Annotated in this window: 24 protein-coding genes and 1 pseudogene; 10 read left to right on the top strand and 15 right to left on the bottom strand. The window is 70.6% G+C overall.

Annotation, left to right across the window (positions count from 1 at the left end):
• Positions 1–2: 2 nt before the first annotated feature.
• The gene (locus ACLQ29_RS13355; protein ID WP_425771894.1) at positions 3–737 is read right to left on the bottom strand and encodes an ABC transporter permease; all 735 of its coding nucleotides are present in this window, start codon (positions 735–737) and stop codon (positions 3–5) included.
• Positions 738–750: 13 nt separating this feature from the next.
• On the bottom strand, positions 751–1,659 hold the full coding sequence (locus ACLQ29_RS13360) for an ABC transporter ATP-binding protein (RefSeq protein WP_425771896.1): 909 nt from the start codon (positions 1,657–1,659) through the stop codon (positions 751–753).
• 200 nt (positions 1,660–1,859) lie between these two features.
• On the opposite strand from ACLQ29_RS13360, the gene ACLQ29_RS13365 reads away from it, so the two are divergent.
• Entirely contained in the window at positions 1,860–2,651 is a 792-nt protein-coding gene (locus ACLQ29_RS13365) for an EI24 domain-containing protein (RefSeq protein ID WP_425771897.1), read from the top strand.
• 1 nt (position 2,652) lies between these two features.
• Positions 2,653–3,177, top strand: coding sequence for an O-acetyl-ADP-ribose deacetylase (locus tag ACLQ29_RS13370; RefSeq protein WP_425771898.1), 525 nt, complete (start codon positions 2,653–2,655; stop codon positions 3,175–3,177).
• A 298-nt stretch (positions 3,178–3,475) separates the two neighbouring features.
• On the opposite strand, the gene ACLQ29_RS13375 is transcribed toward ACLQ29_RS13370, so the two are convergent.
• The gene (locus ACLQ29_RS13375; RefSeq protein WP_425771899.1) at positions 3,476–4,207 is read right to left on the bottom strand and encodes a helix-turn-helix domain-containing protein; all 732 of its coding nucleotides are present in this window, start codon (positions 4,205–4,207) and stop codon (positions 3,476–3,478) included.
• A 206-nt stretch (positions 4,208–4,413) separates the two neighbouring features.
• On the opposite strand from ACLQ29_RS13375, the gene ACLQ29_RS13380 reads away from it, so the two are divergent.
• Entirely contained in the window at positions 4,414–4,644 is a 231-nt protein-coding gene (locus tag ACLQ29_RS13380) for a hypothetical protein (RefSeq protein WP_425772046.1), read from the top strand.
• 42 nt (positions 4,645–4,686) lie between these two features.
• Here ACLQ29_RS13380 and ACLQ29_RS13385 read toward each other — a convergent pair.
• The 6 genes and pseudogenes from ACLQ29_RS13385 to ACLQ29_RS13410 all read right to left on the bottom strand — a co-directional run.
• Positions 4,687–4,842: pseudogene (locus tag ACLQ29_RS13385) on the bottom strand (GNAT family N-acetyltransferase); the annotation flags it as partial.
• A 31-nt stretch (positions 4,843–4,873) separates the two neighbouring features.
• Positions 4,874–7,765: a DUF7594 domain-containing protein gene (locus ACLQ29_RS13390; protein WP_425771900.1), complete on the bottom strand. Its 2,892-nt coding sequence runs from the start codon at positions 7,763–7,765 to the stop codon at positions 4,874–4,876.
• An 81-nt stretch (positions 7,766–7,846) separates the two neighbouring features.
• Positions 7,847–8,743, bottom strand: a complete 897-nt coding sequence (locus tag ACLQ29_RS13395) for a GNAT family N-acetyltransferase (RefSeq protein ID WP_425771901.1) — start codon at positions 8,741–8,743, stop codon at positions 7,847–7,849.
• Between the two features lies 1 nt (position 8,744).
• Positions 8,745–9,158 (bottom strand): RidA family protein, encoded by a 414-nt coding sequence (locus ACLQ29_RS13400; protein WP_425771902.1) that lies wholly within the window; start codon positions 9,156–9,158, stop codon positions 8,745–8,747.
• Between the two features lie 189 nt (positions 9,159–9,347).
• Positions 9,348–10,355 carry a LacI family DNA-binding transcriptional regulator gene (locus ACLQ29_RS13405; RefSeq protein ID WP_425771903.1) on the bottom strand — a complete coding sequence of 336 codons (1,008 nt, stop codon included), beginning with the start codon at positions 10,353–10,355 and terminating at the stop codon, positions 9,348–9,350.
• 204 nt (positions 10,356–10,559) lie between these two features.
• Positions 10,560–11,318, bottom strand: coding sequence for a maleylpyruvate isomerase family mycothiol-dependent enzyme (locus ACLQ29_RS13410; RefSeq protein WP_425771904.1), 759 nt, complete (start codon positions 11,316–11,318; stop codon positions 10,560–10,562).
• Positions 11,319–11,387: 69 nt separating this feature from the next.
• Here ACLQ29_RS13410 and ACLQ29_RS13415 point away from each other — a divergent pair, with 69 nt between their 5' ends.
• A complete protein-coding gene (locus ACLQ29_RS13415; RefSeq protein ID WP_425771905.1) occupies positions 11,388–12,470 on the top strand; it encodes a UDP-N-acetylmuramate dehydrogenase in 1,083 nt (360 codons plus the stop codon).
• 150 nt (positions 12,471–12,620) lie between these two features.
• Here ACLQ29_RS13415 and ACLQ29_RS13420 read toward each other — a convergent pair whose 3' ends face one another.
• Positions 12,621–13,400: a class I SAM-dependent methyltransferase gene (locus ACLQ29_RS13420; protein ID WP_425771906.1), complete on the bottom strand. Its 780-nt coding sequence runs from the start codon at positions 13,398–13,400 to the stop codon at positions 12,621–12,623.
• Between the two features lie 16 nt (positions 13,401–13,416).
• Positions 13,417–14,181 carry an SDR family oxidoreductase gene (locus ACLQ29_RS13425; protein ID WP_425771907.1) on the bottom strand — a complete coding sequence of 255 codons (765 nt, stop codon included), beginning with the start codon at positions 14,179–14,181 and terminating at the stop codon, positions 13,417–13,419.
• Positions 14,182–14,384: 203 nt separating this feature from the next.
• Here ACLQ29_RS13425 and mshA point away from each other — a divergent pair, with 203 nt between their 5' ends.
• The 3 genes from mshA to ACLQ29_RS13440 all read left to right on the top strand — a co-directional run bounded on the left by mshA (position 14,385) and on the right by ACLQ29_RS13440 (position 17,749).
• A complete protein-coding gene (gene mshA / locus ACLQ29_RS13430; RefSeq protein WP_425771908.1) occupies positions 14,385–15,749 on the top strand; it encodes a D-inositol-3-phosphate glycosyltransferase in 1,365 nt (454 codons plus the stop codon).
• Between the two features lie 57 nt (positions 15,750–15,806).
• The gene (locus tag ACLQ29_RS13435; protein ID WP_425771909.1) at positions 15,807–16,322 is read left to right on the top strand and encodes a YbjN domain-containing protein; all 516 of its coding nucleotides are present in this window, start codon (positions 15,807–15,809) and stop codon (positions 16,320–16,322) included.
• 629 nt (positions 16,323–16,951) lie between these two features.
• Positions 16,952–17,749 carry a hypothetical protein gene (locus ACLQ29_RS13440; RefSeq protein ID WP_425772041.1) on the top strand — a complete coding sequence of 266 codons (798 nt, stop codon included), beginning with the start codon at positions 16,952–16,954 and terminating at the stop codon, positions 17,747–17,749.
• A gap of 327 nt (positions 17,750–18,076) precedes the next feature.
• Here the strand turns inward: ACLQ29_RS13440 and ACLQ29_RS13445 are convergent, their stop codons facing one another.
• Both ACLQ29_RS13445 and ACLQ29_RS13450 read right to left on the bottom strand, forming a co-directional pair.
• Positions 18,077–19,375, bottom strand: a complete 1,299-nt coding sequence (locus tag ACLQ29_RS13445; RefSeq protein ID WP_425771910.1) for an MFS transporter — start codon at positions 19,373–19,375, stop codon at positions 18,077–18,079.
• 75 nt (positions 19,376–19,450) lie between these two features.
• Positions 19,451–20,734, bottom strand: a complete 1,284-nt coding sequence (locus ACLQ29_RS13450) for an MDR family MFS transporter (RefSeq protein ID WP_425771911.1) — start codon at positions 20,732–20,734, stop codon at positions 19,451–19,453.
• A 153-nt stretch (positions 20,735–20,887) separates the two neighbouring features.
• Between ACLQ29_RS13450 and ACLQ29_RS13455 the strand changes: the two genes are divergently transcribed.
• Positions 20,888–21,655: a phosphoglyceromutase gene (locus ACLQ29_RS13455; RefSeq protein ID WP_357068292.1), complete on the top strand. Its 768-nt coding sequence runs from the start codon at positions 20,888–20,890 to the stop codon at positions 21,653–21,655.
• Between the two features lie 50 nt (positions 21,656–21,705).
• Here the strand turns inward: ACLQ29_RS13455 and phoU are convergent, their stop codons facing one another.
• Positions 21,706–22,359: a phosphate signaling complex protein PhoU gene (gene phoU / locus ACLQ29_RS13460; RefSeq protein ID WP_425771912.1), complete on the bottom strand. Its 654-nt coding sequence runs from the start codon at positions 22,357–22,359 to the stop codon at positions 21,706–21,708.
• 204 nt (positions 22,360–22,563) lie between these two features.
• Between phoU and ACLQ29_RS13465 the strand changes: the two genes are divergently transcribed.
• A complete protein-coding gene (locus ACLQ29_RS13465; protein ID WP_425771913.1) occupies positions 22,564–23,847 on the top strand; it encodes a sensor histidine kinase in 1,284 nt (427 codons plus the stop codon).
• A 22-nt stretch (positions 23,848–23,869) separates the two neighbouring features.
• Positions 23,870–24,553 carry a response regulator transcription factor gene (locus ACLQ29_RS13470; protein ID WP_039906992.1) on the top strand — a complete coding sequence of 228 codons (684 nt, stop codon included), beginning with the start codon at positions 23,870–23,872 and terminating at the stop codon, positions 24,551–24,553.
• A 61-nt stretch (positions 24,554–24,614) separates the two neighbouring features.
• Here the strand turns inward: ACLQ29_RS13470 and ACLQ29_RS13475 are convergent, their stop codons facing one another.
• Positions 24,615–25,268, bottom strand: coding sequence for an NADPH-dependent F420 reductase (locus tag ACLQ29_RS13475; protein ID WP_425771914.1), 654 nt, complete (start codon positions 25,266–25,268; stop codon positions 24,615–24,617).
• Positions 25,269–25,620: the final 352 nt, after the last annotated feature.

Here is a 25,620-nt window from a genome sequence, read left to right on the forward strand (position 1 = left end):
GCTCACTCCCAGCGGAACAGTCTCGCCGCGCTGGCGCCGGCCGCCACGGCGATCACCGCCATTATCGCCAGGTGCAGCGGCTGCGGCGACGTGCCGGTCCAGGCGTCGAGGAGCGCCTGCACCCCGGGCGGCGTGTAGTCGCCGATCCGCGCAACGACGTCCGGAAGCAGGAACCGGGGGAGGTAGACGCCGCCGAAGAACATGGTGACCAGGAACAGCGGTACGGCCAGGGCCTGGGCCGCCTTCGTCGTCCGGGCCACGGCGGCGACCAGCAGGCCGAGCGACAGCAGCGCCGCCGTGCCGAGGAGGAACGCCAGCGTGAAGCCGAGCGGGTGCCGGGGGAACGGGACCCCGAACGCGAGCCGGGCGACGAGGATGAGCAGCAGCGCACTGGCCAGGATCCCGGCCAGGGCCAGCACCAGTTGGGCGGCGAGCAGAGCCGCCGGGTGCGCCGGTGTCGTCGCCAGCCGGCGCAGTACGCCCCGTTCCCGGTAGGTGGCCAGCACGGCGGGCAGGGTGTTCACCCCCACCATGGCGAGGGTGACGACCAGCAGCGACGGGGCGAAGTAGCTGACGAAGGTCTGCCCGTCGAAGGTCGGATCCGGCTTACGGAGCGCGGGGATCAGCCCGAGCACCGTCAGGATCAGGGTGGGCATCCCGACGGTGGCGAGCAGCGTCGGCCGGTCCCGCAGGTAGAGGCGCGCCTCGATCCTCAGGATCTGGCGAAAGGCGTGCATGGTGGCTCCCTTCTCAGTTGGTGGAGCGGTGCCCGGTCAGCTCCACGAAGGCGTCGTCGAGGGTGGACTGCTCCAGCCGCAGGTCCGCGGCGACGATCTGGTGACGGGCGAGCACCGAGGTGACCGCGTGCAGCAACTCGCCGGTGCCGGTCACCACCACCTGGCTGCCGGTGCGCTGCACGGCGGAGACCTCGGGCAGGTCGGTGAGGAGCCGGTCCTCGACCGGGGCCGAGGGCCGGAACCGGATCCGCTGCTGCGGCGCCACCGTCGACACCAGGCCGGCCGGGCTGTCCAGGGCGACCACCCGGCCGCGGTCGATCACCGCGACCCGGTCGCAGAGCCGCTCGGCCTCCTCCATGAAGTGGGTGACAAGCACGATCGTCACCCCGCTGTCGCGGACCTGTTCGATCAGACCCCAGGTGTCCCGGCGGGCCTGCGGGTCCAGCCCGGTGGTCAGCTCGTCGAGGATGGCGATCTCCGGGTTGCCGACCAGGGCCAGCGCGATGGAGAGCCGCTGCTTCTGACCGCCGGAGAGCTTCTTGTACGCGGTGTTTCGCTTCTCGCCGAGGCCCAGCTTGTCGAGCAACGCGGCCGGGTCGGCCGGGTTGCGGTAGAACGAGGCGTACAACTCCAGCGCCTCGGTCACCCGAAGCCGGTCCGGCAGTTGGCTCTCCTGGAGTTGCACCCCGACCCGCTGGCGTAGCTGGGCGGCGTCCCGGCGGGGGTCGAGCCCGAGGACCGACACCCCGCCCCCGTCGGGGACACGCAGCCCGGCGACGCACTCCACGGTGGTGGTCTTGCCGGCGCCGTTCGGACCGAGGACGCCGAAGATCTCCCCGGCGTCCACGGCGAGCGACACGTCGTCCACCGCCACCAGGTCGCCGTACCGTTTCTTCAGGTGGTTCACCTCGATGACCGGCATCGTGCCGCCTTCCGCCGCCGCTGACTTCGTACCCCTCAAGGGTTGTCGGGGTGACCCGGCGGCGAATCGACCGGTCGGCGACGGGTCGCGGCGTCCCCGGTGGATCGCTGCCGTCCGTCAACCGGTTGATGTGTACGCGGTCAGTCGCTGCTAGCGCTCCGCCCGGCGGATTCGATCACGGCTGGTTAGGCTGCTCGATCGTGGATGCCAGCAGAATCGCCAGCCCGGTGACCGGGGTCGTCGGACGCTTCCTCGCCGGGGCGGGGCTGCTCCTGCGCGGGCTGGGCCTCTACGTGCGCAGCCCGGGGCTGATGCTGCTCGGCGTCGTGCCGGCGCTGATCTCCGGCGCGCTGTTCCTGGCCGCGCTCGGCACCCTGGTGTACTTCGTGGACGACCTCGCCGCGCTTGTCACCCCGTTCGCCGACGACTGGTCGAGCACCACCCGCAGCCTGGTCCGGGTGATCGCCGGGCTGGCGTTCCTGGGCGTTGGCGGCCTGCTTGGCGTCCTCACCTTCACCGCTGCCACCCTGGTCATCGGCGACCCGTTCTACGAGAAGATCTCCGAGCAGGTCGAGCAGCGGTACGGCGGCACGCCGGGCGCGGTGGACGTGCCGTTCTGGTCGTCGCTGCGCCGCAGCCTCGCCGACTCGGTACGGCTGGTGGCGCTCACGGTGCTTGTGGGAATTCCGCTGTTCCTCGCCGGCTTCATCCCGGTGGTCGGTCAGACTGTCGTCCCGGTCATCGGGGCGGCGGTGGGCGGGTGGTTCCTCGCCGTGGAGCTGGTGGGTGCGCCGTTCTACCGACGCGGCATGCGGCTGCCGCAACGCCGGACGATCCTGAAGGCCGACCGGGCCACCTCGCTCGGCTTCGGGGTGGCGGTCTTCCTCTGCTTCCTCATCCCACTCGGCGCGGTGCTGATCATGCCGGCGGCGGTGGCCGGTGCCACCCTGCTGGCCCGCCGCTCGATGGGCCAGTCGATCGAGGAGAGCTGACATGGAGATCACCCTTGTCGAGGGGGACATCACCACCCAGCGGGTGGACGCCGTCGTGAACGCCGCGAACTCGTCCCTGCTCGGCGGCGGTGGGGTCGACGGTGCCATCCACCGGCGCGGCGGGCCAGCGATCCTGGCCGAGTGCAGGGCGCTGCGGGCGTCCCGCTACGGCAAGGGCCTGCCCACCGGCCAGGCGGTGGCGACCACCGCCGGGGAGCTGCCGGCGCGCTGGGTGATCCACACAGTCGGGCCGGTCTGGTCGGCCACCGAGGACCGGTCGGCGCTACTGCACGACTGCTACGCCAACAGCCTCCAGGTGGCCGACGAGCTGGGCGCTGGCACCGTGGCCTTCCCTCTGATCTCGGCCGGCATCTACGGCTGGCCGGTCGACGACGCGGTCGGTCAGGCGCTGGCGGTGCTGCGCGCGGCCACCCCAGCGGCCGTCACCGAGGGCCGTCTGGTGCTCTTCGGCCCGGACGCCTATGCCACCGCGCGCCAGGTGATCGGGGAGCCGCCCTCCCCGTGATCACTTGCCTTCGCCTTGATCACTTGATGCTGAGTAGTCCAACACCCACGCTGCCGCGTCGATCATGAAGTTGTGGTCGGTGACAAAGCGCCCGTGTCGTACCGAAACAGGCACCACAACTCCATGATCGACGAGGTTGGGCTGCGCCCGCTCCGCGATCTTGCACTTTCTGTTGCGGCATAGCGGGTCATTTCGCTCATTACGGCAGCAGAAAGTGCAAGATCGGCGCGCGCGTGAAGAGATCGCTAACGCAATCCCGGAATACCGGTCAGGTCATCGTGACTGCGGGACGGTGCGCCTATGCCGCCCGTGCGTCATCCCACAGGGACTCGAAGTGCTCCACGTAACGATCAAACGGACCGCCGGCTTCCCGGCGTCGGAAGTGCATCGTTACCGAGTCCTGCCCCAGCCCCGCGCCGATGTGCGTGGCCACAATCGCCTCGTCATCGAAGACCCAGACGGACATGGCAACGTGCCGTTCTGACATTCGGGCGGCAAGGGGTTCCGGAGACTTCGCGATCTCTGCCTGGGTCATGGCGATGCGGGTCGCAAGCGTCAGAGGAGTTGCCTCGATACGCTCTCGCGCCGTAGTGACCTCGCTGCCAGGATCGCCGAGGAGAAAACGCACGTCGGCGCCGTTCTGTGCCTTCGCACCGAGCGTGGTGGCGGCGTTGGGGACCTCAAGCCATACGAAGTAACTCGTGTATCCGCCGAACCACAACCTCGTACCCGCTTTGTCGATCAATTCGCGGAACAGTGAACGCGGAAGGTCGGATCGGCGCGCGTACATGGCGACCAACTCACGGTCTGAACCGATCTTGACAGCGCGGCGGACGACTTCGGGCCATAGCACCCCTACATCCTGACCCAACACCCCCGCAGCCCGCATCCGGGAGCGAGGGTGAGGAATGCGGCCTCTGCTGATCCACCGCTCCACCGTCTTCGGGTCCACCCCGCACTTCTCGGCGAGGTCAGCAACGGTCAGGCCCGTCGATCGTAGGGCGTGGCCGAGGGTGTCGTTTCGCGTCATCGTAAGGGGACCTTTCCTAGACGTCCCCGATGGTCGCACACGGACGGTGCAGGCGTCCGATACGCGCTGAGACCGTGCAGTTGAGCAGTACCGCTGGTGGAGGCGACGCCCGGCGGCGGTGCTAGCCACCCAGGGCCGCCACTTGGGCGAGAACTCAGTGTGGCCCCTCCTAACGATCAGAGAGGAAGGCGTCGATGGGTGGCCGGGTGAGGGGATCTGCGCGGGAGGTGAAGTCGGGCGACGTGTTGCACCTGACCCGCGCGGCGAGTGTGCAGTTCCTCCGGCCGATCTTCGTCCGCGTGATCCGGCTTCCCGACTGGGTGACGTATGACGGCTGGCTCTGGATTGAGGGCCGCCCGGATCCCGCCGTGCTGCACACCCGCTTCCTCGGGTGGCTGTCCCTGGCCCGCCGATCGCGCCGGGCCGATCCCGATTGAGGGCGGAGTCCACCGTCGCCTCGAGAGTGACGTCAGGTCAGGTCAGGTCAGTTCGGCCGGGCAGGACCACTGGGACGTCACGGGCCGGTAGCCCAGTCGGGCGTTGATCGCCAGCATCGGCGCGTTCGCCTCGTCGTTCGACGTGTACGCGACGCGCACGCCGTTCGCGGCTGCCCGGTGCAGCGCCGCCGTCTTGGCCACCCCTCGGCCAGGCGGCACGGCCGCGCCGTCAGGCCGTGACCAGCTCGAACACGTGGCTGCCGGGTTTCACCGTGACGGTCCGCCAGCCGACGCCCGCGGCGGTCTGAGGGGCGGGAACGCCGCCGAGGCGGACCATCGTGATTCCCGGGTGGTAGAGCGTGACAGAGATGGGAGACCCGGTCGGGTTGACCAGACGGCCGCCGTTGCCCTTCGCCGAGATGCTCAGGTACGACGTGGTCGTGAAGCCGTAGCCACGCCACCGCAGCGACGATCCCTTGCGTACGAGGTACTGCGGGACCTCCACCTGTGCCGGGTCGTTCCCGTTGCTGGTCCGATACCAGGCCGCCCAGCCCTGCCAGGTCACATTCCTGAGGGTGACCAGGACGGCGCCGCTCGATTCCAACGCGCAGTCGGTGTAGCCGCTTGCGTGTGTGATGGTCGCGCCGGAATACCCGCTGCCCGTCACACGGTTCAGCAGCGCCTTGTCGTGGCTGTCGTCGAACGGAAACAGCACGGTGACGACGTTCTTCTGCGTGCCGGTCGGCGCGGGGTAGTGCACGAGGAGGTACCTGCCCTGATGGCTGTCGGCCCAGTCGGCCAGCGGGCCGTACCTCAGGGAGACGCTCTGTGGGGGTGTGCCGAGAAAGACGTTCAGCTTGACGTGCGAGGTGGTACGCGGCTCGACGTCGAGATCGAAGGTGTAGTCCCTCAGCGCGGGACTGGTCGCCGGGTCCGACCTGGAGTTGGGGTGCCAGGCCACGCACACCCGTGTGCCAGCAGCCGTCGGAGCCAGCTCGTCGAAGATCACCCAGTACCCCTGGGTGTCGCTGTTGGGGTGGAGGAAGACGAGACTGCGACGGTGCCTGCCGTTCGCCAGGGCCGTGCCGGAGTCCCCATTGGCATAGTCGACCCCACCCCAGAGCAGATCCTCGACGATTCCGTTGCCGAACGACTGCTGGTGGTTGTTGACCGTGGGGGGTGCGAAGTCGTCCGGGAAGTCCGGATAGCCGATCAGTGCGGTGTTGCTCAGCACCGCGAGGTCGCGAATCATCACGTGGCTGAATCCGGCGACGGCCTTGCCGGCACCGGCGTAACCCGAGTTGCGGAGGGCATGTTCGCCGTACGCGGTCAGGTGCAGCGAATTGGTGTCGCGGTGCTGGTGGCCGTCACCGGCCTTGCTGGCGTTCCACAAAGCTCCGGCAAGAGCCCGATGGTCGTGACTGTTCTGCAGGAACCAGGCACCGGCGCCCTGGAAGATCCGGCTCGGCACCGCGGCGCCTGGCGTGGGTACCTGCTCGGTCAGCGCGTAGGTGGTGAGGAGCGGCAGCGGCTCGACGGTCACCCGATTCAGGCTCCATGCGGCTCCTGTCGCCGCGGTGGCGCCGAACCTGCCGGCGCTGTACGAGCGGGCAGACCTGGTGACCGCGCCATCCGTGGTGGCGCTGTCGCCGAAGGTGTATTCGTCCCGATCGTAATCGTCGTTCGTAGTGTGCATGATCAACTTCGGCACCAGCTCGGAGAACTCGTCCTCGGCCTGCCGCGAGTGGAACTGCACTGACCGCTCCGCGCCGGCCAGTGTCGAGCGCAGACCTATCGCGAACGTGCGGACGCCCTCGGTCAGGGCATCCTTTACCGCGTCGGTGACGTCCAGCTCCCGCACGGCGCCGACCCGCAGGTCCGGCCAGGTGCCGAGCGATCGGGCGGCCTGCGGCCTGTCGGCCCAACTGGTCTTCTCGGCCATCTCCGGGTTGAGGTCCTCCCAGGTGCCCCTCGCCCGCAGGATCTCGACGGCGCATCCGGCCGAGCCGACATCCTTCACGTGCAACCGCAGCCGGGCCTGGTGCACCTCGGCAGCGGTGATTCCGTTGAGGTTGAACCGGACGTAGCTCTCCCGAGTGAAGTCGGGGGTGTCCAACTTGACGACAAGCGTCCCGGAGACGCCGTCGGCCACGGTGGCGTGTTGCCCGCCGCGGACGGTGATGTCGGCGTCGGCGGACAGGCGACGGCGGGGCGCACGGCGGGTCACCGGTGTGGTCAGGTAGCCCGCGTAGTACTCCATTCGCAGGCGGTGCGCCGGATCCTGGTAGAAGTCGATGTAGCCGGGCACGTTCTGGTAAAGCTCGGCCTTACGGCTGACCACGTCGAAGAAGTACGACTTCGAGTCGCGGTCGCCCGGCGAGCCGAGGCGATGGCCGACGTAGGTCGCCCCACCGAGCCCGGCCCCGCTGGGAACGCTCTGCTCGGCCAGGACACTTCGCAACTTCTGGATGGCCGCACCCAGCGCCGCCTGGTCCGACGTGTTGCCTCCGGACACCCGGTACGCGAGCCACGTGCCGTGGGCGCCAACCGGTGCCGCCGTCCAGGACGGGAAGGAGTTGTAGTTCGCGAAATCGGCGGCGATCTCAGCCAGCTGGTCCTCGGCGCGCACCTGCTGAGCCGGTGTCAACGACGAGTGGATGACGTCCAGGCCGAGGACGAGGTGAAACAGAGCATTTGCCGGAGGGACGGTGAGGGACCAGTTGGTGCGGTCAACTGGCTTGCGCTCGACCTCGTTCTGCAGGCGGCCGATCATGTCAAGGATCTTCGTGGCGTGGGCGGCGGCGTTCTGGGGCGCGTCCTCAAGCTCCAGCACGTACGCGAGCGAGCAGTATCCCGCGATGTGCGCGATCCGCTTCGCACGATCCCCGTCTGGCAGACCATCGTCGAATCTCATCGAACCGGCGCGACCGATGGCGTCGGCCCTCCAGCTGAGCCATGGTTCGGTGGCAGCCCGTGCGCGCAGGGCCGCGAACTCGGCGGCCGCGACGAGCAGGCACGGGCGTGCGGTGGCCGCGTAGGCCGGTACCTGCTCGATCAGGGGCAAGGCCCCAGCGGCTCCGACCAGAAACGGCAGACGCAGGACGTCCCGACGCTGAATCATGACTTCCCCCGCTGTCGTGAGTGCGCCCGGCGAGGCTACCCCCGGCCTCGCGCTGTCGCTGTCCCGCCGGGGGATTCCCGGTCAGCTCAGATCGGCCAGGCAGGACCACTGGGACGCCACCGGCCGGTAGCCCAGTCGGGCGTTGATCGCCAGCATCGGCGCGTTGGTCTCGTCGTTCGAGGTGTACGCGATCCGTACGCCGGTGGCGGCGGCCCGGTGCAGCGCCGCCATCTTGGTCAGCCGGGCCAGCCCACGCCCCCGGTACGCGGGGACGGAGCCCGTGTAGTCCGACCACATCCGGTCCCCGTCTCGCTTCACGAGGCTGAAGGCGACCACCTCCCCGTCGACCTCGGCGGCGATGCTTGACGCCCTGTCCAGCCCGAGGTTGTCCCACACGTCGTACTGCCAGCTCTCGTAGCTCTGCGCGTCGACCGGCACGTCGCCTGGCTCGTCGGCGGCCGAGGCCACATTCGCCACGTACAGCAGGTGGGGGTCCAGGTCGCCGATCGGGCGCAGCCGTACGCCCGGGGGCGGCTCGGGCAGCGTTGGCGTCGGATTCAGGTCGAGTGCCGAGTAGCGCACCTCGCGGCTGGGCTCGTAACTGTGTCGGCGGGCGAACGGCAGCGCCTCCGACAGTGCCATGGCACGCACCCGGCGGATTCCCAACGGGCGAAGGTGGTCGGTCGCGGCGGTCAGCAGTGCCGTCCCGAGGCCGCGCCGTCGGTGCTCCGGGTGCACGTGCAGCAGGTTGATGCCGCCGACGTTCGCGATCGACGTCGAGGTGATCCGTTCGGCGGACACCCAGCCGACCACCCGCGCGTCGACCTCGGCCACGAAGGCGGTCCAGGCCTCCCCGGGCGGTGGTTCCGCGATCATCTTCCGGGTCGACTCGACACCGCGCACCAGGTACGGAACGACCGTCGCCCGCAGCGCCACCACGGCCGGGGCGTCGTCCGGAGTTGCCACCCGGATCCGCATGTCAGGCCCCCGTCCGTACGGCGGCGACGGCCTCGACCTCGACGAGTTGGTCGGAATAGCCGAGTACGGCCACCCCGAGCAGGGTGCTGGGCGGGTCGTGGTCGCCGAAGAAGTCGCGCACCACCTCCCAGACGGTCACCAGGTCGGCCTGCCGGGAGGACGCCACGTACACGGTGGTCTTGACCACGTCGGTGGGGGTGGCACCCGCCGCGGCGAGGGCGGCCTTGAGGTTCGCCATCACCTGCCGGGCCTGCGCGGCGTGGTCGCCCGGCGCGACGGTACGACCCTCGGCGTCGAGCGGGCACGCGCCGGCGGTGAAGACCAGTCGCGCGGTGGGTTCGACGGTGGCCGCGTAGGCGTACTCGGCGACGTCGGAGAGTACGGGGACGTGCAGCAGCGCGACATGATCCGGCATACCGGCGAGACTAACCATGATCATCCGCTACAGCGAGAAAATTAGGCCCATGCCCGGTACGCCGAGGAGGCGCCAACATCAGGGTTGTAGGTGTCTCCGGACGTCATGAGGCCCCAGCAACCCTGAAGTTGTGCGGATCTCGCGGCGCGGGCGCGGGCGCGGCGGGCGCGCGGAGCGCGGCGGGACTGGTCAGGCGGAGGCGCGGCGGACCAGCTCGGTGGGGAGCATGACCGACTGTTCGATCGGTTCGCCGGCGGCGAGGCGGAGTAGCTGCTGGGTCATCCGCCTGCCGAGTTCCACGATGGGCTGCCGGACGGTGGTCAGCGGTGGCTCGGTGTACGCGGCGGTTTCGATGTCGTCGAAGCCGATGACCGCGACGTCCTCCGGCACCCGCCGGCCGGCCTCGCGCAACGTCCGCAGGGCGGCGTGGGCCATGAGGTCGGAGGCGGCGAAGACGCCGTCCAGGTCGGGATGCTCGGTGAGTAGCCGGCGCATCGCCGCCGACCCGGACTCCCGGGTGAAGTCGCCGACGGCGACCAGCTCGGGCAGCCCCGCGTCGGCGACCGCGCTGCGGTAACCGCTGAGCCGTTCGATCCCGGCGATCATGTCCTGCGGTCCGGCGATGGTGGCGATCCGCCGACGACCGATCTTGAGCAGGTGTTGGATCGCCGCGGTCACCCCGCCGACGTGGTCGACGTCGACGTACGGCACGGGCACGTCGCCGAGCGGCCGGCCGCTGACCACCACCGGGATGCCGAGCCGGGCCAGTGTGCCGGGCAGCGGGTCGGCACCGTGCAGCGAGGCGAAGAGCACCCCGTCGACGTGCCGGCCGGTGGTGTACCGCTCGACGCGGTGATGGCCGGCCGGTGAACCGGCGAGCATCAGCACCAGTTGCTTGTCGGCGGCCTCCAGTTCCTGGCTGACGCCACGGATGATGCCGGGGAAGACCTGGTCGTCGGAGAAGACCCGGGTGGCCGCTTCCGGCATGACCAGGGCGATCGAGTCGGTGCGTTGGGTGACCAGGCTGCGGGCGGCGAGGTTGGGCACGTAGCCCAGCTCGGCGACCGCCCGGGTGACCGCCTCCCGGATCGGCTCGGCGACCGTGGTGGAGCCGTTGACCACACGGGACACGGTGGCCCGGGACACCCCGGCCCGCGCCGCCACCGCTTCGAGCGTCGGCCGTTGCGCCGTCGTCATCGCGACTTCCTCCCGCTCGTCACAGCCGTTCCGAGTGCTCAACGCCGGCACCCGGCCTTCAGTGTGCGCCGCTGAGTCACGACAGCGTGACCGGCGCTCCCCACCCTGTCAAGAGAGCGCTCTCTCAGGATGTGGATCGCAGACCCTCGGGAACGGGCGAGGGCGCCACCCGGCCGGGGTGACGCCCTCGTCGAGACCCATCGATCACTTGGCTCGCAGGCCCTCCAGCAGAGCGCGATCGCCGGCCACGTCGAGCGTCTCGAAGCTCACCCGACCCCACAACGCCAGCAGCAGGTCGCTCGCCGTGCCGCTGACCTGTGCTCGGGCGTGATGATCGTCGTGGTCGAAGATGGTCGCCGTGTCGAGCAGCGCCACCCCCTCGCCGCGCAGCCGCAGATACCACTCCTGAGCCGCGTCGGTCGCGGTGAGCTGCACCACGCCGCGCCAGTCGCCAGGCGTCCGCCGCCGACCCGCCGGCAGCCAGGTGTCCAGCACCTCACTCACCCCGTCGGCCGCGAGCTTCGCCTCGACCGGCTCGCCGGCCGCGATGGCGAGTTGGGCGTCCCAACGGTGCACAGCCGTCTCGTGCGCCATCCGACGCGGCCAGAAGCCGGCCTTCTTCGGCTGCGGAGCCCAGTTCCACGCCGGGGCCTCCGGGTCGAGCCCGTCGAAGACCGTCATCAGCCGGTCGTACCCCTGCTGCCACAGCTGCAGCGGGAGCACCCCCGGGTCCGCCTCAAGCGGTTCCCGGCGGGCCGGCTGAGTGGTCAGACCGGCGCCGGCGAACGACGAAACCCAGTGGTAGATGCCAGCGAGGTGCAGTGTGAGGTCACTGACCGTCCAGCCCGGACAGGACAGAACCGGTGTCTCCGGCGGCGCATCGGCCACCGCCGCCGCGAATGCGGGACCCTCCGCTCGGAGCGCCCCGATCCAGAAATCCTTGCTGCCCTGCAGTCTGCTCATCGCCATCCTCCCGGGGGTGCCGGACGACCAGTGGGTGCCACGGCTATCAGTCAGCCTAAGGTGAAGGGCGTGCCAGACGCCTCCGCCCAGCCGACAACCGAAGCCGATCGTGCCATCCCTGGTCCACTGGCCAGTTACACCACTCTACGAATGGGTGGGACGGCCCAGCGGATCATGGCCGCCGACAGTGCCGACGGGATCGTCCGTGCCGTCCGTGCCGCGGACGAGCCGGTCCTGATCCTGGCCGGCGGCAGCAACGTGGTGATCGGCGACGCAGGCTTCCCCGGCACCGTCGTGCTGGTGCGCTCCCGTGGGCTGAGCGTCATCGCCGAGGATGCCGGATCGGTCACCGTACGGGTCGACGCCGGCGAGCCCTGGGACGACCTGGTCGCCGCGACGGTGGCCAACGGCTGGGCCGGGCTGGAGTGCCTCTCCGGCATCCCCGGCTCAACCGGCGCCACCCCGATCCAGAACGTCGGCGCGTACGGCCAGGAGGTCGCCGAGACGATCAGCGGCGTCGAGGTGTACGACCGGGCCGAGGGCACCCGCTACAGCATCCCCGCCGCCGACTGCGGGTTCGCCTACCGGGGCAGCATCTTCAAGTACCGGGACCGGTGGGTGGTGCTCTCCGTCGACTTCCGACTCACCCGGTCCCCGCTCTCCGGCCCGGTGCGCTACGCCGAGTTGGCTCGTGCGCTCGGCGTCGAGGTGGGTGACCAGGTGCCGCTGGCCGACGCCCGCGCGGCGGTGCTGCGGTTGCGCGCGGGCAAGGGCATGGTGCTCGACGCCACCGACCCGGACACTCGCTCGGTCGGCTCCTTCTTCACCAACCCGGTGCTGGACCAGGCGACGTACGAGGCGTTCCTGGAGCGCGCCGCCGAGCTGGGTGACCCGCCCGCCTGGCCGGGAGCCGACGGCATGGTCAAGGTGAGCGCGGCCTGGCTCATCGACAAGGCCGGCTTCGCCAAGGGTCACCCCGGCGAGGGCGGAGTCGCGATCTCCAGCAAGCACACCCTGGCCCTGACGAACCGCAGCGGCACCGCCCACACCGGCGACCTGCTCACCCTGGCGCGCGACATCCGCGACACGGTGCAGGCCCGCTTCGGCGTAACCCTCCACCCCGAACCGGTCCTCATCAACTGCGCTCTCTAACCCCCGTTCCCCTCCCCGCCGCACGCCCCCGCGATCTTGCAGTTTCTGCGGGGACATAAGAGCTGCAAAAGGGCATATCAACGACAGAAAGTGCAAGATCGACGAGGGCGGGGCGGGGGGCGCGGGGTGGGGCGGGGTGGGGTCGGGCGGTTACGGGAGGGGCCAGGGGAGGGTTAGTTCGCCCTGGCGCCAGCGCGTGGGGCCGCCGAGGACGGGCCAGCCGGTTTCGCGGAGATCTGTCACCGCTCTCAGCCAGCGTTGGCGGGGGCCGAAGGTGGCGTACGGGGCGGCGGCCTGCCAGGCGCCGTCCAGGGCGCGGATCAGGTCGTGCACCGGCTCACCGGGAACGTTGCGGTGGATCAGCGCCTTGGGCAGCCGCTCGGCCAACTCGGTGGGGCTGCCCAGCGTGCTGAGCTTGGCGGCCAGGGTCAGCGTCCGAGGGCCGTCGGCGTCGACAAGCAGCCAACTGGCGAGCCGACCCAACTCGTCGCACGTGCCCTCGACGAGCGCCCCACCCGGGGCGAGCGCGGCGGTCATCGTCCGCCAGGCGTCCGGGACCTCGCTCTCGTCGTACTGTCGCAGCACGTTGAACGCGCGGACCAGCACCGGCCGGAGCCCGGCCAGCTCGAACCCGCCGCGGGCGAACGTCAGGCCCGGCGGGTCGGCGGCCGGGGCCGCGGCGGCCACCCGGGCCGGATCGATCTCCAACCCCACCAGGCGTACGTCGGGACGTACTCCCGCCGCCAGCCGGGCGCGCAGTTCCACAGCGGTCACCGGGTTGGCGCCGTAACCGAGGTCGACGACCAGGGGGTCGCCCGCCGCCAACAGCCGGTCGGCGCAGGTGGCGACGATCCAGTTGTCCACCCGACGGAGTCGGTTCGGGTTCGTCGTGCCGCGCGTGACCACGCCGAGCGGCCGGCGCCGCGCCACAGGGCTCACGTCAACCTCAGGAGACCCGGTGCACCTTGTGCTGGGCGGCCTGCGCCCGCGGCCGGACCACCAGCCGGTCGACGTTCACGTGCTCGGGCCGGGTGGCACACCAGGCGATGCAGTCGGCGACGTCCTCGGCGACGAGCGGCCCCGGCACTCCGGCGTAGACGGCGGCCGCCCGCTCCTCGTCACCCTCGAAGCGGACCAGCCCGAACTCGTCGGTCTTCACCATGCCCGGGTCGATCTCGATGACCCGCAGCGGTCGGCCGCACAGCTCCAGGCGGAGCGTGCCGGCGATGGCGGTCTGCGCGTGCTTCGCGGCGGTGTAGCCGCCTCCGCCCTCGTAGACGGTCAGGCCGGCGGTGGAGGAGACCACCACGATGGTGCCGGAGCCGGACGCCTCGAGCGCGGGCAGCAGCGCCTGGGTGACCCGCAGCGTGCCGAGCACGTTGACGTCGTACATCCACTGCCAGTCGGCGACCGAGCCCGACTCCACCGGGTCCAGCCCACGCGCTCCGCCTGCGTTGTTGACAAGCAGGGTGACCGGGCCGGGTGCCTGGGCGGCGGCCTCGGCCAGCCCGGCCACCGACTCGTCCGAGGTGATGTCGCAGGTCACCGCGGTGGCCTGCCCGCCAGCGGCGGTGATCTCGGCGACCAGGTCGGCGAGCCGATCGGCGCGGCGGGCGGCGGCGAGCACGTGGAAGCCCTCGGCGGCGAGTCGGCGGGCAGTGGCCGCGCCGATCCCGCTGGACGCTCCGGTGACGATGGCGACAGCTGTCATTCCGACATTGTCACCCCGCCCGTGGGACCCGTTCCGACCGGGCGGGGGCGGCCATCGAACGGGTGCGGTGATGAGGTCCGTCACCCCCGGGGGCCGCGCCGGGGAATTTCCGAAGCCCGATGGGGAAGATGACACCTGGCGTACAGGTTGACCGAGAAGCGCCGGTCGTGCGAGACGGCATCTACCGTGACAAAGGAGCGGATGTGGCGGAAATGCACACCGGTGTCGGGCGTCAGCGAGGTGCCCAACCGTGGCCCCGGCCGCGCCGCATCGCCACCCTCTCGGTGCACACCTCCCCCCTGCACCAGCCCGGCACGGGCGACGCCGGCGGGATGAACGTCTACATCCTCGAGGTCGCCCGGCGACTCGCCGAAGCCAACGTCGAGGTGGAGATCTTCACCCGCGCCACCTCCGGCGACCTGCCCCCGGTCGTCGAGATGGCGCCGGGCGTGCAGGTCCGGCACATCACCTCCGGCCCGCTGGAAGGCCTCACCAAGGAAGAGCTGCCCGGCCAGCTCTGCGCCTTCACCGCAGGTGTGCTGCGCGCCGAGGCGTCCCGCCCACCTGGGCACTACGACCTGATCCACTCCCACTACTGGCTCTCCGGGCAGGTCGGCTGGCTGGCCAAGGAGCGCTGGGGTGTGCCGCTGGTACACACCGCGCACACCCTGGCGAAGGTCAAGAACGCCCAACTCGCGGCCGGCGACCGGCCGGAGCCCAAGGCCCGGGTGATCGGCGAGGAACAGGTGGTCGCCGAGGCGGACCGGCTGGTCGCCAACACCCGGTTCGAGGCCAGCGACCTCCTCACCCGCTACGACGCCGACCCGGGCCGGGTCAGCGTGGTGCAGCCGGGTGTCGACCTGGACCGCTTCCGACCTGCGCCGGGCAACCGGTCCGCGGCGACCCGCGAGGCTCGCCGTCGGCTGGGGCTGCCGGCCGACGGGTACGTCGTCGCCTTCGTCGGTCGGATCCAGCCGCTCAAAGCCCCCGACGTGCTGATCCGCGCGATTGCCGCGTTGCGCGAACGCGACCCGGCGCTTGCCGACCAGGTGACGGTGGTGATCTGCGGCGGACCCAGCGGCAGTGGGCTGGATCGGCCGACCGCGCTGATCGAGCTGGCCGCCACGCTCGGTGTCACCGACGGGGTGCGGTTCCTGCCACCGCTCACCGGGGACGACCTGCCGGCCCTCTACCGGGCGGCCGACCTGGTCGCGGTGCCGTCCCACAACGAATCCTTCGGCCTGGTCGCCCTGGAGGCGCAGGCCTGCGGTACGCCGGTGTTGGCCGCCGCCGTCGGAGGACTTGTCACCGCCGTGCGGGATCAGGTCAGCGGCGTACTGATAGACGGTCACGACCCGGTCGACTGGGCCAGGGCGCTGGGCCGTCTGCTGCCGGACCGAACCCTCCGGGCAGCGCTCGGCCGGGGCGCCGAGCAGCACGCCCGGCACTTCTCCTGGGACCGTACGGTCACCGGTCTGCTCAGTGTCTACGGCGAGGCGATCACCGCGCACCGCGCCCGGCTCGCGGCCGACCTGGCGGCCGACCCGGCGCTCTCCTGCTCCTGGTGACCGGGGGGCGTCGCCGTCGACAGGTGCGCCGGGCGGGTCGGTCGTAGAGTGGGTCCGGTGAGCCCGAAGAGCGATCTTGCGACCCTGATCGAGTCGGTCTGCGCGGAGCGGGAGTTGGCCTGGGAGTCGACAGGCCCCGACTCGTACGCGGTGACCCTGCCGGGCACGCACAAACTCAAGACGGTCTGCAACCTGATCATCGGTGCGCACGCACTGCGGGTCGAGGCGTTCGTGATGCGCCAACCGGACGAGCGCCGCGAGGAGCTGTGGGCCTGGCTGTTGCAGCGCAACGCCCGGATGTACGGCGTCTCCTTCTCCACCGACGCCGTCGGCGACGTCTACCTGACCGGGCGGGTCAACCCGGCCGGCGTGGACGCCGACGAGTTGGACCGGCTGCTCGGCTCAGTGCTCACGTACGCCGACGAGTCGTTCGACACGATGCTGGAGATCGGCTTCGGCAGCTCGATCCGCCGCGAGTACGAGTGGCGGGTCAAGCGTGGCGAGTCGACCGCCAACCTGGCCGCGTTCGCCCATCTCTTCGAGCCCTCCGGCTCCGGCCCCAACCAGTCCTGACCGCGCGCCTCGCCCCCCGCCCCGCGCCAAGATCGTGCTCGAACCAGGTTGTAGTGCCCCCCGGGCGCGGGGAGGCCACTCGATCCTGGATCGAGCACGATCATGGTGGGCTGACGGTGGTTCGGACTGCTCCTGACGGGTATGCCGCTCCGCGCGGTGCGGCGAGGGACCCCCGCGCGCCGAGGACGGAGTGTCAAGGAGCGGAGCGTCCCATGGCTCAGCGGAACAGCTCAGGTCGCGGCGCGACTGCGACCAGGACGAAGCGACAGGCCGGCAATCAGACGCCGGGTACCCCGGGTGTCTCCGAGTCGGAGATCTCCCGGATGCGGGTGGACGACATCCGCGGGCAACTACGCAAACGCGGGGTCTCCGGGATCTCCGCGCTGCGTAAGCCCGACCTGGTGAAACAGTTGGTGCGCTCGATGCGGGCCGGCTCGGGTCGAAGCAGCACCGGCCCGACGGGCCGGGCCACCGGCACCCGGGCGTCGGCGGGTCGCGCCGCCGCCACGAAGAAGTCGGCGGCGAGGCCCGCATCGAGCCGCGCGAAGGCCGCACCGGCGAACAAGAGCGCTCCCGCGAAGCGGGCCGCCGCAACGAAGGCGACCGCCACGCGGAAGTCGACGGCGGCCGTGAAGAGGGCGCCAGCGAAGAAGGCACCCGCCGCGAAGAGGACCACAGCGGCGACGTCGACGGCCGCCCGCAAGACCACGGCCGCGAGCCGGACCACGGCCGCGAGCCGGACCACGGCCGCCCGTAAGACCACGGCCGCGAGCCGGACCACGGCCGCCCGTAAGACCACGGCCGCCCGCAAGACGGCGACGGCGCGTACGGCGCCCGCGCGGAAGGCGCCGGCGAAGAAGGCGCCGGCCCGCCCGGCGGCCAAGCGCACGGCACCGGCCAAGAGTGCGGCGGCGAAGCGCACGACAGCGAAGCGCACGGCACCGGCCAAGAGCGCGGCGGCGAAGCGCACGACAGCGAAGCGCACGGCACCGGCCAAGAGCGCGGCGGCGAAGCGCACGCTGACGCCGTCGACCGGTGGCGGGACGACGGCCGGTGGGATCCGGACCGGACGGGGCACCGGACGGTCGGTCCGCAGCTCGCAGGTGATCTCGTCGGTCATGGACCGGCCCGAGCGGCCGGGGCGGAGTCTGATCACCACGAATCACGAGGTGATCCAGCGCTGGGCCCGGGAGCGTGGGGCCAAGCCGGCAACCATCGCGGGCACCGAGCGCGACGGTCGGGCGGGCGTTCTGACCTTCAACATCCCCGGTTACCGGGAAAGTAGCCGAATTCGCGAGATCACCTGGGATGAGTGGTTCTATACCTTTGATCTGCGTCGGCTGAACCTGATTTATCAGGAACAGTTGCGCAACGGTCGGCAGAGCAGCTTTTTCCGGACCGAGTCCCCCGATCGGGAGGACGGTTGAGGCGTTTGCGGGAATGGCTGACGGGTACCCGGCTGTTGCCAGAGATCGAGGCCCGAGCAGCGGATACTCGTCAGTTGTGACCGGCGAGACAGCGGTTCTGGGTTGAATCCAGAATCCGGGCGAACTAACTTTATTGCACCGCGCCACGCTTGGAAACGTTCGGGGGAGCGGCGGATCGATCAGATCCGCGCACCAGGCGAGGCGCGAGGGGACGGGTGGATTTACCGTTGGGGGACGGTGGCCACCTGTTTGGACCGGCGGCTGAGCGGGCGATGCTTACGGGGGTGAGTGTTGCCCGCCGCCGCCGGCCCCACCGGCGGGCGCCCACTACGACCTCAGGGCCGTGGTGGGCGCTTTGCCGTGTCGAGGGTCGTGGGGTGCGGCGGACGGTGTCTGCTCCCGGCGCAGCGCGGCGACGTGCCGTTCCCGGGGTGGTCCGGCGATCAGGTGCCCGACGGCCGCGGCCAGGCCCAGCCCACCCACGAGCAGCCAGTGCCGGTCGCCGAGGTGTTGCAGGCTCACCCCGCCGAGGGTGGGAGCGACGAACGCCGCAGCCGGGAACGTGAGGTAGAAGACCGCCTGATAGCGGGCGCGTAGCTGCGGCGGCGCCAGGTCGGCGTTGATCTGCGCGTTGGGCGGTGCGGCGAGCATCGAGCCGATCGTCCAGACCGCCGCGGCACCCAGGTAGACGGCCAGCTCGTCGGCGGCGACGAGCACTCCGAAGCCGAGTGCGAGCAGCGCGGTGGAGGCGGCCAGTACGACGTCCTTGCGGTGCCTGTCGATCAGCCTCGGCACGAACAGTTGCCCGATCACGATCAGTGCGCCACCGAGCGCCACCACCAGCCCGTACGCCGATGGTCCCAGACCGTCCGCGCGCATGGCCAGCGGCATGATCGTCGACGTCTGCATGGTGAGGACGGCCAGCACGAAGGTGAGCCCGACGAAGACCAGGAAGGTGCGGTCGGTGAGCGCGGTGTGCAGTCCTCCCGGTCGACGGGGCCGGAGCGACGCGTGGGTGGCCGGTGCGGAGTCGGCCGGCCGTAGGGTCTCCGGCACCTTCCAGCCGATCACGGCGGCCGCCGTCAGGGTGGCCCCGGCGTCGACGAGGAACAGCGCGGTGAAGCTCGCCTCGGCCAGCACCCCGGCGAGCAGCGAGGCGACCGCCATGCCCAGGTTGAACGCCCAGAACTGCAGGTTGAACGCGCGGGAGCGACGTTCGGCGGGCACCACGTCGACGATCGCCGCGACGAACGCCGGGCTGGGCATCGAGTGGACCACGCCGACAAGCGCGGAGAGCACCGCGATCAGGAGCAGGTGCTGGCTGAAGGCGAGCGCCACCATCAGGGCGACGGTGCTCAGGTGCGCGGCGAGCAGGGTCGACCGGCGGCCCCACCGGTCGGCGAGGACACCACCGAGCAGCACGCCGGCCGCGCCGCCGGCCCCGTACGCGCCGACCACGGTGCCGGCCAGCCCGATGCTCGCTCCGCGTACGTCGGTGAGGTAGAGCGACAGGAACAGCATCGCGAACGCGCCGGCCCGGTTGATCAGCAGACCGGCCCAGAGGTACCAGAAGGTGGCGGGAAGCCCGCCCGCGGTGTCGTGCCACAAGCGCCGCAGGGCGTGCACCAGGCCCCCATACAGTTCGCTTTCTTAACTGTTCCGAGTGCAGGGTAGGAAATCGGGCCGCCCCGGCGCCAGTCGTCAGGCGGCTGCCTCGGCGGGTTGCGGCGTCCGGCTGGTGTCGACAGGTGCCAGTGCCTCACCAGAGCGGCGTAGCGCGGCGGCCCGCCGCTCCCGGGCCGGCCCCGACACCAGGTGGGCGACGGCGGTCAGGACGCCCAGCGCGGCGCAGCCGTACCAGAGCGCGTCGTTGCCGACGTGCTCGCGGACCAGTCCGCCGAGGATCGGCGCGCTGGCCCCGGCGATCTGCCAGGACAGGGAGAACACGCCCTGGTAGCGACCACGCAGCTCGGCCGGTGAGAGTTCGGCGATGAGAGTGGAGTTGGACGGCGAGTTGAGCATCTCGCCGACCGTCCAGATCAGCACGGTCAGCCCGTAGAACCAGGCGGTGCCGGCGAACGCGGTCAGCCCGAACCCGACGCCCATCACCACGGACGCCAGCGCGAGCACGTGGGAGCGGCTCCGACCCCGGATCAGACGGGGTACGAAGAGCTGGCCGACCACGATGAGGACCCCGTTGAGCGCGATCACCGAGCCGTAGGTGGCCGGGCTCAGGCCGTCGTCGCCCATGGCGATCGGCAGCATCGAGATGTGCTGGAGGAAGACCAGTGCGGCGAACAGGTTGAGGGCCACGAAACCGAGGTAGACGCGGTCGGTGAGGATCGTGCGCAGGGCCCCCCGTGGGGCGCTCGCCGCGGCGGTGGCGGCACCACCGGACTGCCGTGTCTCCGGTACCCGGGTGAAGATGATCAGCGCGGTGACCAGCATGGTGCCGGCGTCGACAACGAAGAGCAGCAGGTAGTCGGCCTGCGCGGCGAGGCCGGCGAGGACGGCGGCGCAGGCGAAGCCCAGGTTGATCGCCCAGTAGTTGAGCGAGAAGGCGCGCAGCCGGTCCTTCGCCGGCACCACGTCGATCATCATCGCCCCGAACGCGGGCCGGGCCGCCTCGGCGAACATGCCGAGCAGCAGGGCGCCCAGCGCCACCGCCCAGAGGTCCCGGGCCAGGCCGAGGCCGAGCATCATCGCGGCCGCCCCCACGTGGGCGGTGAGCAGTGTCGGCCGCCGACCCCACCGGTCCGCGAGGGTGCCGCCGGCGGTCGTGCCGAACGCGCCGCCGACGCCCCACAGCCCGATCACCAGGCCCGCCTGGGAGGCCGAGAAGCCGCGTTCCTGGGTGAGGTAGATGGCGAGGAAGACGAGGACGAACGAGCCGAGCCGGTTGATCAGGGTGCCCGACCACAGGTACCAGAAGGTGGTGGGCAGTCCGCCGGTGGTGTCCCGGAACCAACTCCGCATCGTCCGCATCTGGCGCCCCCGCTTGCAAGTAATGACCGATCTGACTGTCGTGCCTTACAACCCTAGTGGCGGCCGCAGCCGCAGGTCATCCGTGTTTTCACGTGGTGGTCGTCACGACGGCTGCCCGCGTGTCCCCTCGGCGGTTGAGGCAGGATGATCCGCATGACTGCGAGCGAAGGGCCCACCGTCGGGACGCTGGTCCTGCTGCGACACGGTGAGAGCGACTGGAATGCCAAGAACCTCTTCACCGGTTGGGTGGACGTCGACCTGACCGAGAAGGGCGAGGGCGAGGCGCGGCGCGGCGGCGAACTGATGCGCGAGCACAGCCTGCTGCCGGACGTCGTGCACACAAGCGTGATGCGCCGTGCGATCCGCACCGCCGAGCTGGCGCTGAACGCCGCCGACCGACACTGGATCGCGGTGCGCCGGTCGTGGCGGCTCAACGAGCGCCACTACGGCGCCCTGCAGGGCAAGAACAAGAAGCAGACCCTTGACGAGTACGGCGAGGAGCAGTTCATGCTCTGGCGCCGGTCGTACGACACGCCGCCGCCGCCGATCGACGACAACGACGAGTGGTCGCAGGTCGGCGACCCCCGCTACGCGCTGCTGCCCACCGAGCTGATGCCGCGTACCGAGTGCCTCAAGGACGTCGTCGAGCGGATGCTGCCCTACTGGTACGACTCGATCGTGCCGGACATCCTGGCCGGCCGGACGGTGCTGGTGGCCGCGCACGGCAACTCGCTGCGCGCCCTGGTCAAGCACCTCGACCAGATCTCCGACGAGGCGATCGCCAAGCTGAACATCCCGACCGGCATCCCGCTGCGCTACGACCTCGACCCGCAGCTGCGCCCACTCACCCTGGGCGGCACCTACCTCGACCCGACGGCAGCGAAGGAAGCCGCCGCCGCGGTCGCCAACCAGGGCCGCTGAGCCGACGACGAAGGCCCCCGGGATCCCCGGGGGCCTTCGTCCTGCCTGGTTCAGCTCGCGGAGGGCCCACTCTGCCCGGTGATCAGGTAGATCACGTGCTCGCCGGCATTTACCGCGTGGTCGGCGAAGCGCTCGTAGAAGCGGCCCAGCAGGGTGGCGTCGATAGCGGTCTCCACCCCGTACGGCCAGTCGTCGCCGAGCAGCACCGCGAACAGGTTCTTGTGCAGCTCGTCCATGGCGTCGTCGTCGCGGTCCAGTTCGCCGGCCAGGTCGACGTCGGGCTTCGCCAGCACCGAGCCGATCTTCACGGCCATCCGGTCGGCGATCTCGGACATTTCAGTGAAGACCGTCCGCAGCTCGGCCGGGACGGCGGGGGAGGGGTGCCGGCGCAGCGCGGTCTTCGCCACGTGCTCGGCGAGGTCGCCCATCCGCTCCAGATCAGCGGCCACGTGCAGCGCGGTGATCATCGCCCGGAGGTCGGAGGCGACCGGCGCCTGTCGGGCGAGCAGGTCACAGACCCGCTCCTCGACGTGTCGGTAGAGGTCGTCGATCTCGGCGTCCCGCTCGATGACCGTCTCGGCGGCCTGCCGGTCGGCGGTGAGCAGGGCCCGGGTGGCCTGGCGCATGGCGGCGCGGACGCCCTCCGCCATGTCCACCAGCAGTTGGCTGACGATCTGGAGGTCGGCCCGAAACTCGTCGCGCATCATCACGTCCTGTGGTCGGTCGCCGCCGGCGGGTGCCGGCGCAGGGGGTTGAGCAGGTGCGACGCCAACGGTATGGGGCGTGGGCGGACCTCGGATGAACCACGGTGAACGACGCCAGACGCAGGGGTGAACACTTCTCGAAGTGCGGGTGGTTCGTCCCGTTCTGTGTGGTAGCCAGGTTAACAATGACCCTACGATCGCCGGGTGGAGTGGACGGTGGCGGTCGTGGTGGCCGTGGCGTTGGTGGCCGGGTTGGCCGCCGGTCTTCTGCTGCCCCGGTTCCTGCCCGTGCGGGACGGCCGCTCCACGTGGACGGGGAGCGTCAGCTCCCGCTGGAGCAGGGGGAGGCCCGCGATAGCCGACGAGCAGCAGGCCGGGCTCGGCCGCCGGACGATCGACTCACTCCGGGCCGGTGTCGTGGTACTGGACAACGACGACGTCCCCGTGTTGATCAACCCGGCCGCCCGCGCGATGGGGCTTCTGCGTACCGGCAGCACCCCCGGCTCGATCGCCGCGCACCCGCTGATCCGTACCCTCGCCGGCCAGGTGCGACGCACCGGGGTGCGGCGCGAGATCGAGCTGGACCTGCCCCGAGGTCGCGACAGCGCGGGGGAGAACCCGCTCGGCGTGCACCTGCGGGCGATGGGTCTCGGCAACGGCTTCGTCGCGGTGGAAGCGGTCGACGTGACCGAGTCGCACCGGCTGACCCGTGTACGACGCGATTTCGTGGCCAACGTGAGCCACGAGTTGAAGACCCCTATCGGGGCGCTACAACTGCTCGCCGAGGCGTTGCTCGACGCCACCGAACCGGCCGACGCGGCGGCGCCCGATCTCTCCGAGGACCTGGTGGCCGCGCGCCGGTTCGCCGAGCGGATCCAGCACGAGTCGACCCGGCTGGGTCGGCTGGTGCAGGAGTTGCTGGAGTTGACCCGGTTGCAGGGCGCCGAACCGCAACCACCACCCGAGCCGGTCGCGCTGGACTGGGTGATCGCCGAGGTCGTCGACCGGACCCGCACCACGGCTTCCGCCCGTGGGGTCGAGGTGACAGTCGACGGTCAGCGTGGCCTCACCGCGTACGGCAGCGACTCCCAACTCGCCACTGCGGTGGCGAATCTGGTGGAGAACGCCATCAACTACTCGGGTGAGGACACCGCGGTGCGGGTCACCCTCCGCGGCGACGACGAGCACGTCGAGATCGCGGTCGCCGACCAGGGCATCGGGATAGCCCCGACCGACGTGGACCGCATCTTCGAGCGGTTCTACCGGGCCGACCAGGCTCGTTCGCGTGCCACCGGCGGCACCGGACTCGGCCTGGCAATCGTGAAACACATCGCGAGCAACCATGGCGGACGGGTCGAGGTGTCGAGCACTCTTGGTGGTGGATCGACGTTCACCCTCCGGCTGCCCGCCAGTCCACCGGACGACCTGCTGGCGACACTGCCGCCGGTTGGGATCGAACCCGGTCCGGCTGGGCTACGGCAGGTCTGACAGCAATGAAAGGAAATCCCCGTTGAGCCGCGTTCTGGTGGTCGAGGACGAGGAGTCGTTCTCCGACGCCTTGTCGTACATGCTCCGTAAGGAAGGCTTCGAGGTTTCGGTCGCCGCGACCGGCACCGACGCCCTCACCGAGTTCGACCGGACCGGCGCCGACATCGTGCTGCTCGACCTGATGTTGCCCGAGATGTCGGGGACCGAGGTCTGCCGGCAACTGCGGCAGCGGTCGGCCGTGCCGATCATCATGGTCACCGCCCGGGACAGCGAGATCGACAAGGTGGTCGGGCTGGAGATCGGCGCCGACGACTACGTCACCAAGCCGTACTCACCGCGGGAACTTGTCGCCCGGATCCGGGCGGTGCTGCGCCGGCAGAGCCCGGAGGTGGCCGAGGCGGGGGCGCCGACGCTGGCCGCCGGCCCCGTGCGCATGGACATCGAACGGCACGTGGTGACCGTCGAGGGCGGGGCGGTGCAGTTGCCGCTCAAGGAATTCGAGTTGCTGGAACTGCTGCTGCGTAACGCGGGCCGGGTGCTCACCCGTGGCCAGCTCATCGACCGGGTCTGGGGCGCCGACTATGTTGGTGACACCAAGACGCTGGACGTGCACGTGAAGCGGCTGCGTTCCAAGATCGAGCCGGAGCCGTCCGCGCCGCGTTTCATCGTCACCGTCCGGGGCCTGGGCTACAAGTTCGAGCCGTGACCGGCGTACCCGAAGGGGGTCTGCGCTCGACGCAGGCCCCCTTCGGGCTGTTCGTGCTTGGTCAGCGGACGACCTTGAGGTTGAAGATGGCGGTGTCGAGCCGGCCGTAGAGCCGCAACCAGAGCGGCAGCAGCATCTCGGTGCCCCGCGCGGTGGAGAGGTCGCCGAGGTCGATCACGTCGGTGTGCCCGAAACTGATGAGCAGCCCGGTGACGATCCGCTTGGCCTCCGCGTCGTCACCGGAGACGAAGACGCTGTGCTCGCCATCGGCGAGCTGACGCGGATGGACCATCAGCTCGGCGGTCAGCGTGTTGAGCGACTTGACCACCAAGGTCTGTGGAAACTCGCGCTGGATGCGTTCGGCGAGGGAGTCGGTGTTGTGCACCGACAGGGTGGGCGGGAAGCCCGCGCCGAAGTCGAGCGGGTTGGCGATGTCGAGCAGAACCTTGCCGGCCAGGTTCGGTGCGCCGGCCGCGGTCAGCGCGGGGAGCGAACCGTTGCCGTTTGTGGCGTTCACCACCAGCTCGGCGGCGCTTGCCGCTTCGGCCAGGGTGGCCAGGCCGACCTCGGGGTGCTGCGCCACCCAGGCGGCCTGTGCGCCGGTCCGCAGGGCCACGACGTCACGGGTGCCGATGATGACCTGGTGGCCCAGCTCCGCCGTACGAGCGGCGATCGCCTGCCCGACCGAGCCGGTTCCGAGAACTGCGATACGCATGTCGATCGATCCTCCGTCGGTGTGCCGAGTGGACTCGTGCCGAGTGTCAGCAGGCTAACAGACAGGTCTGTCTACTGCTGCCCCGTGAAAAGCGTCGTGCGCATCCAGGCCGCGTGCCAGGGCGGGGCGGGGCGGGGCGGGGTATGGCCGGCGGCTGGGTGGTGCCCTGCGCAGCCTGTAGAGCTGCCCCAGATGTGGGGCGCGGGTCAGGCGGGTGGCTCCAGGAGGACTGGAATCGCGCTGCCCGCGCTGCCCGCGCTGCCCGCGCTGCCGGTGCTGCCCGCGCTGCCGGTGCTGCCCGCGCTGCCGGTGCTGCCCGCGCTGCCGGTGCTGCCCGCGCTGCCGGTGCTGC

It is taken from the genome of Micromonospora sp. DT228, assembly GCF_049841595.1.
GTDB lineage: Bacteria > Actinomycetota > Actinomycetes > Mycobacteriales > Micromonosporaceae > Micromonospora.

Excerpts from the sequence above, each read along its gene's own strand:
- ACLQ29_RS13355 (WP_425771894.1), bottom strand. The coding sequence starts at position 737 with ATGCACGCCTTTCGCCAGATCCTGAGGATCGAGGCGCGCCTCTACCTG.
- ACLQ29_RS13360 (WP_425771896.1), bottom strand. The coding sequence starts at position 1,659 with ATGCCGGTCATCGAGGTGAACCACCTGAAGAAACGGTACGGCGACCTG.
- ACLQ29_RS13370 (WP_425771898.1), top strand. The coding sequence starts at position 2,653 with ATGGAGATCACCCTTGTCGAGGGGGACATCACCACCCAGCGGGTGGAC.
- ACLQ29_RS13375 (WP_425771899.1), bottom strand. The coding sequence starts at position 4,207 with ATGACGCGAAACGACACCCTCGGCCACGCCCTACGATCGACGGGCCTG.
- ACLQ29_RS13390 (WP_425771900.1), bottom strand. The coding sequence starts at position 7,765 with ATGATTCAGCGTCGGGACGTCCTGCGTCTGCCGTTTCTGGTCGGAGCC.
- ACLQ29_RS13395 (WP_425771901.1), bottom strand. The coding sequence starts at position 8,743 with ATGCGGATCCGGGTGGCAACTCCGGACGACGCCCCGGCCGTGGTGGCG.
- ACLQ29_RS13400 (WP_425771902.1), bottom strand. The coding sequence starts at position 9,158 with ATGCCGGATCATGTCGCGCTGCTGCACGTCCCCGTACTCTCCGACGTC.
- ACLQ29_RS13405 (WP_425771903.1), bottom strand. The coding sequence starts at position 10,355 with ATGACGACGGCGCAACGGCCGACGCTCGAAGCGGTGGCGGCGCGGGCC.
- ACLQ29_RS13410 (WP_425771904.1), bottom strand. The coding sequence starts at position 11,318 with ATGAGCAGACTGCAGGGCAGCAAGGATTTCTGGATCGGGGCGCTCCGA.
- ACLQ29_RS13425 (WP_425771907.1), bottom strand. The coding sequence starts at position 14,181 with ATGACAGCTGTCGCCATCGTCACCGGAGCGTCCAGCGGGATCGGCGCG.
- ACLQ29_RS13450 (WP_425771911.1), bottom strand. The coding sequence starts at position 20,734 with ATGCGGACGATGCGGAGTTGGTTCCGGGACACCACCGGCGGACTGCCC.
- ACLQ29_RS13455 (WP_357068292.1), top strand. The coding sequence starts at position 20,888 with ATGACTGCGAGCGAAGGGCCCACCGTCGGGACGCTGGTCCTGCTGCGA.
- phoU (WP_425771912.1), bottom strand. The coding sequence starts at position 22,359 with ATGCGCGACGAGTTTCGGGCCGACCTCCAGATCGTCAGCCAACTGCTG.
- ACLQ29_RS13475 (WP_425771914.1), bottom strand. The coding sequence starts at position 25,268 with ATGCGTATCGCAGTTCTCGGAACCGGCTCGGTCGGGCAGGCGATCGCC.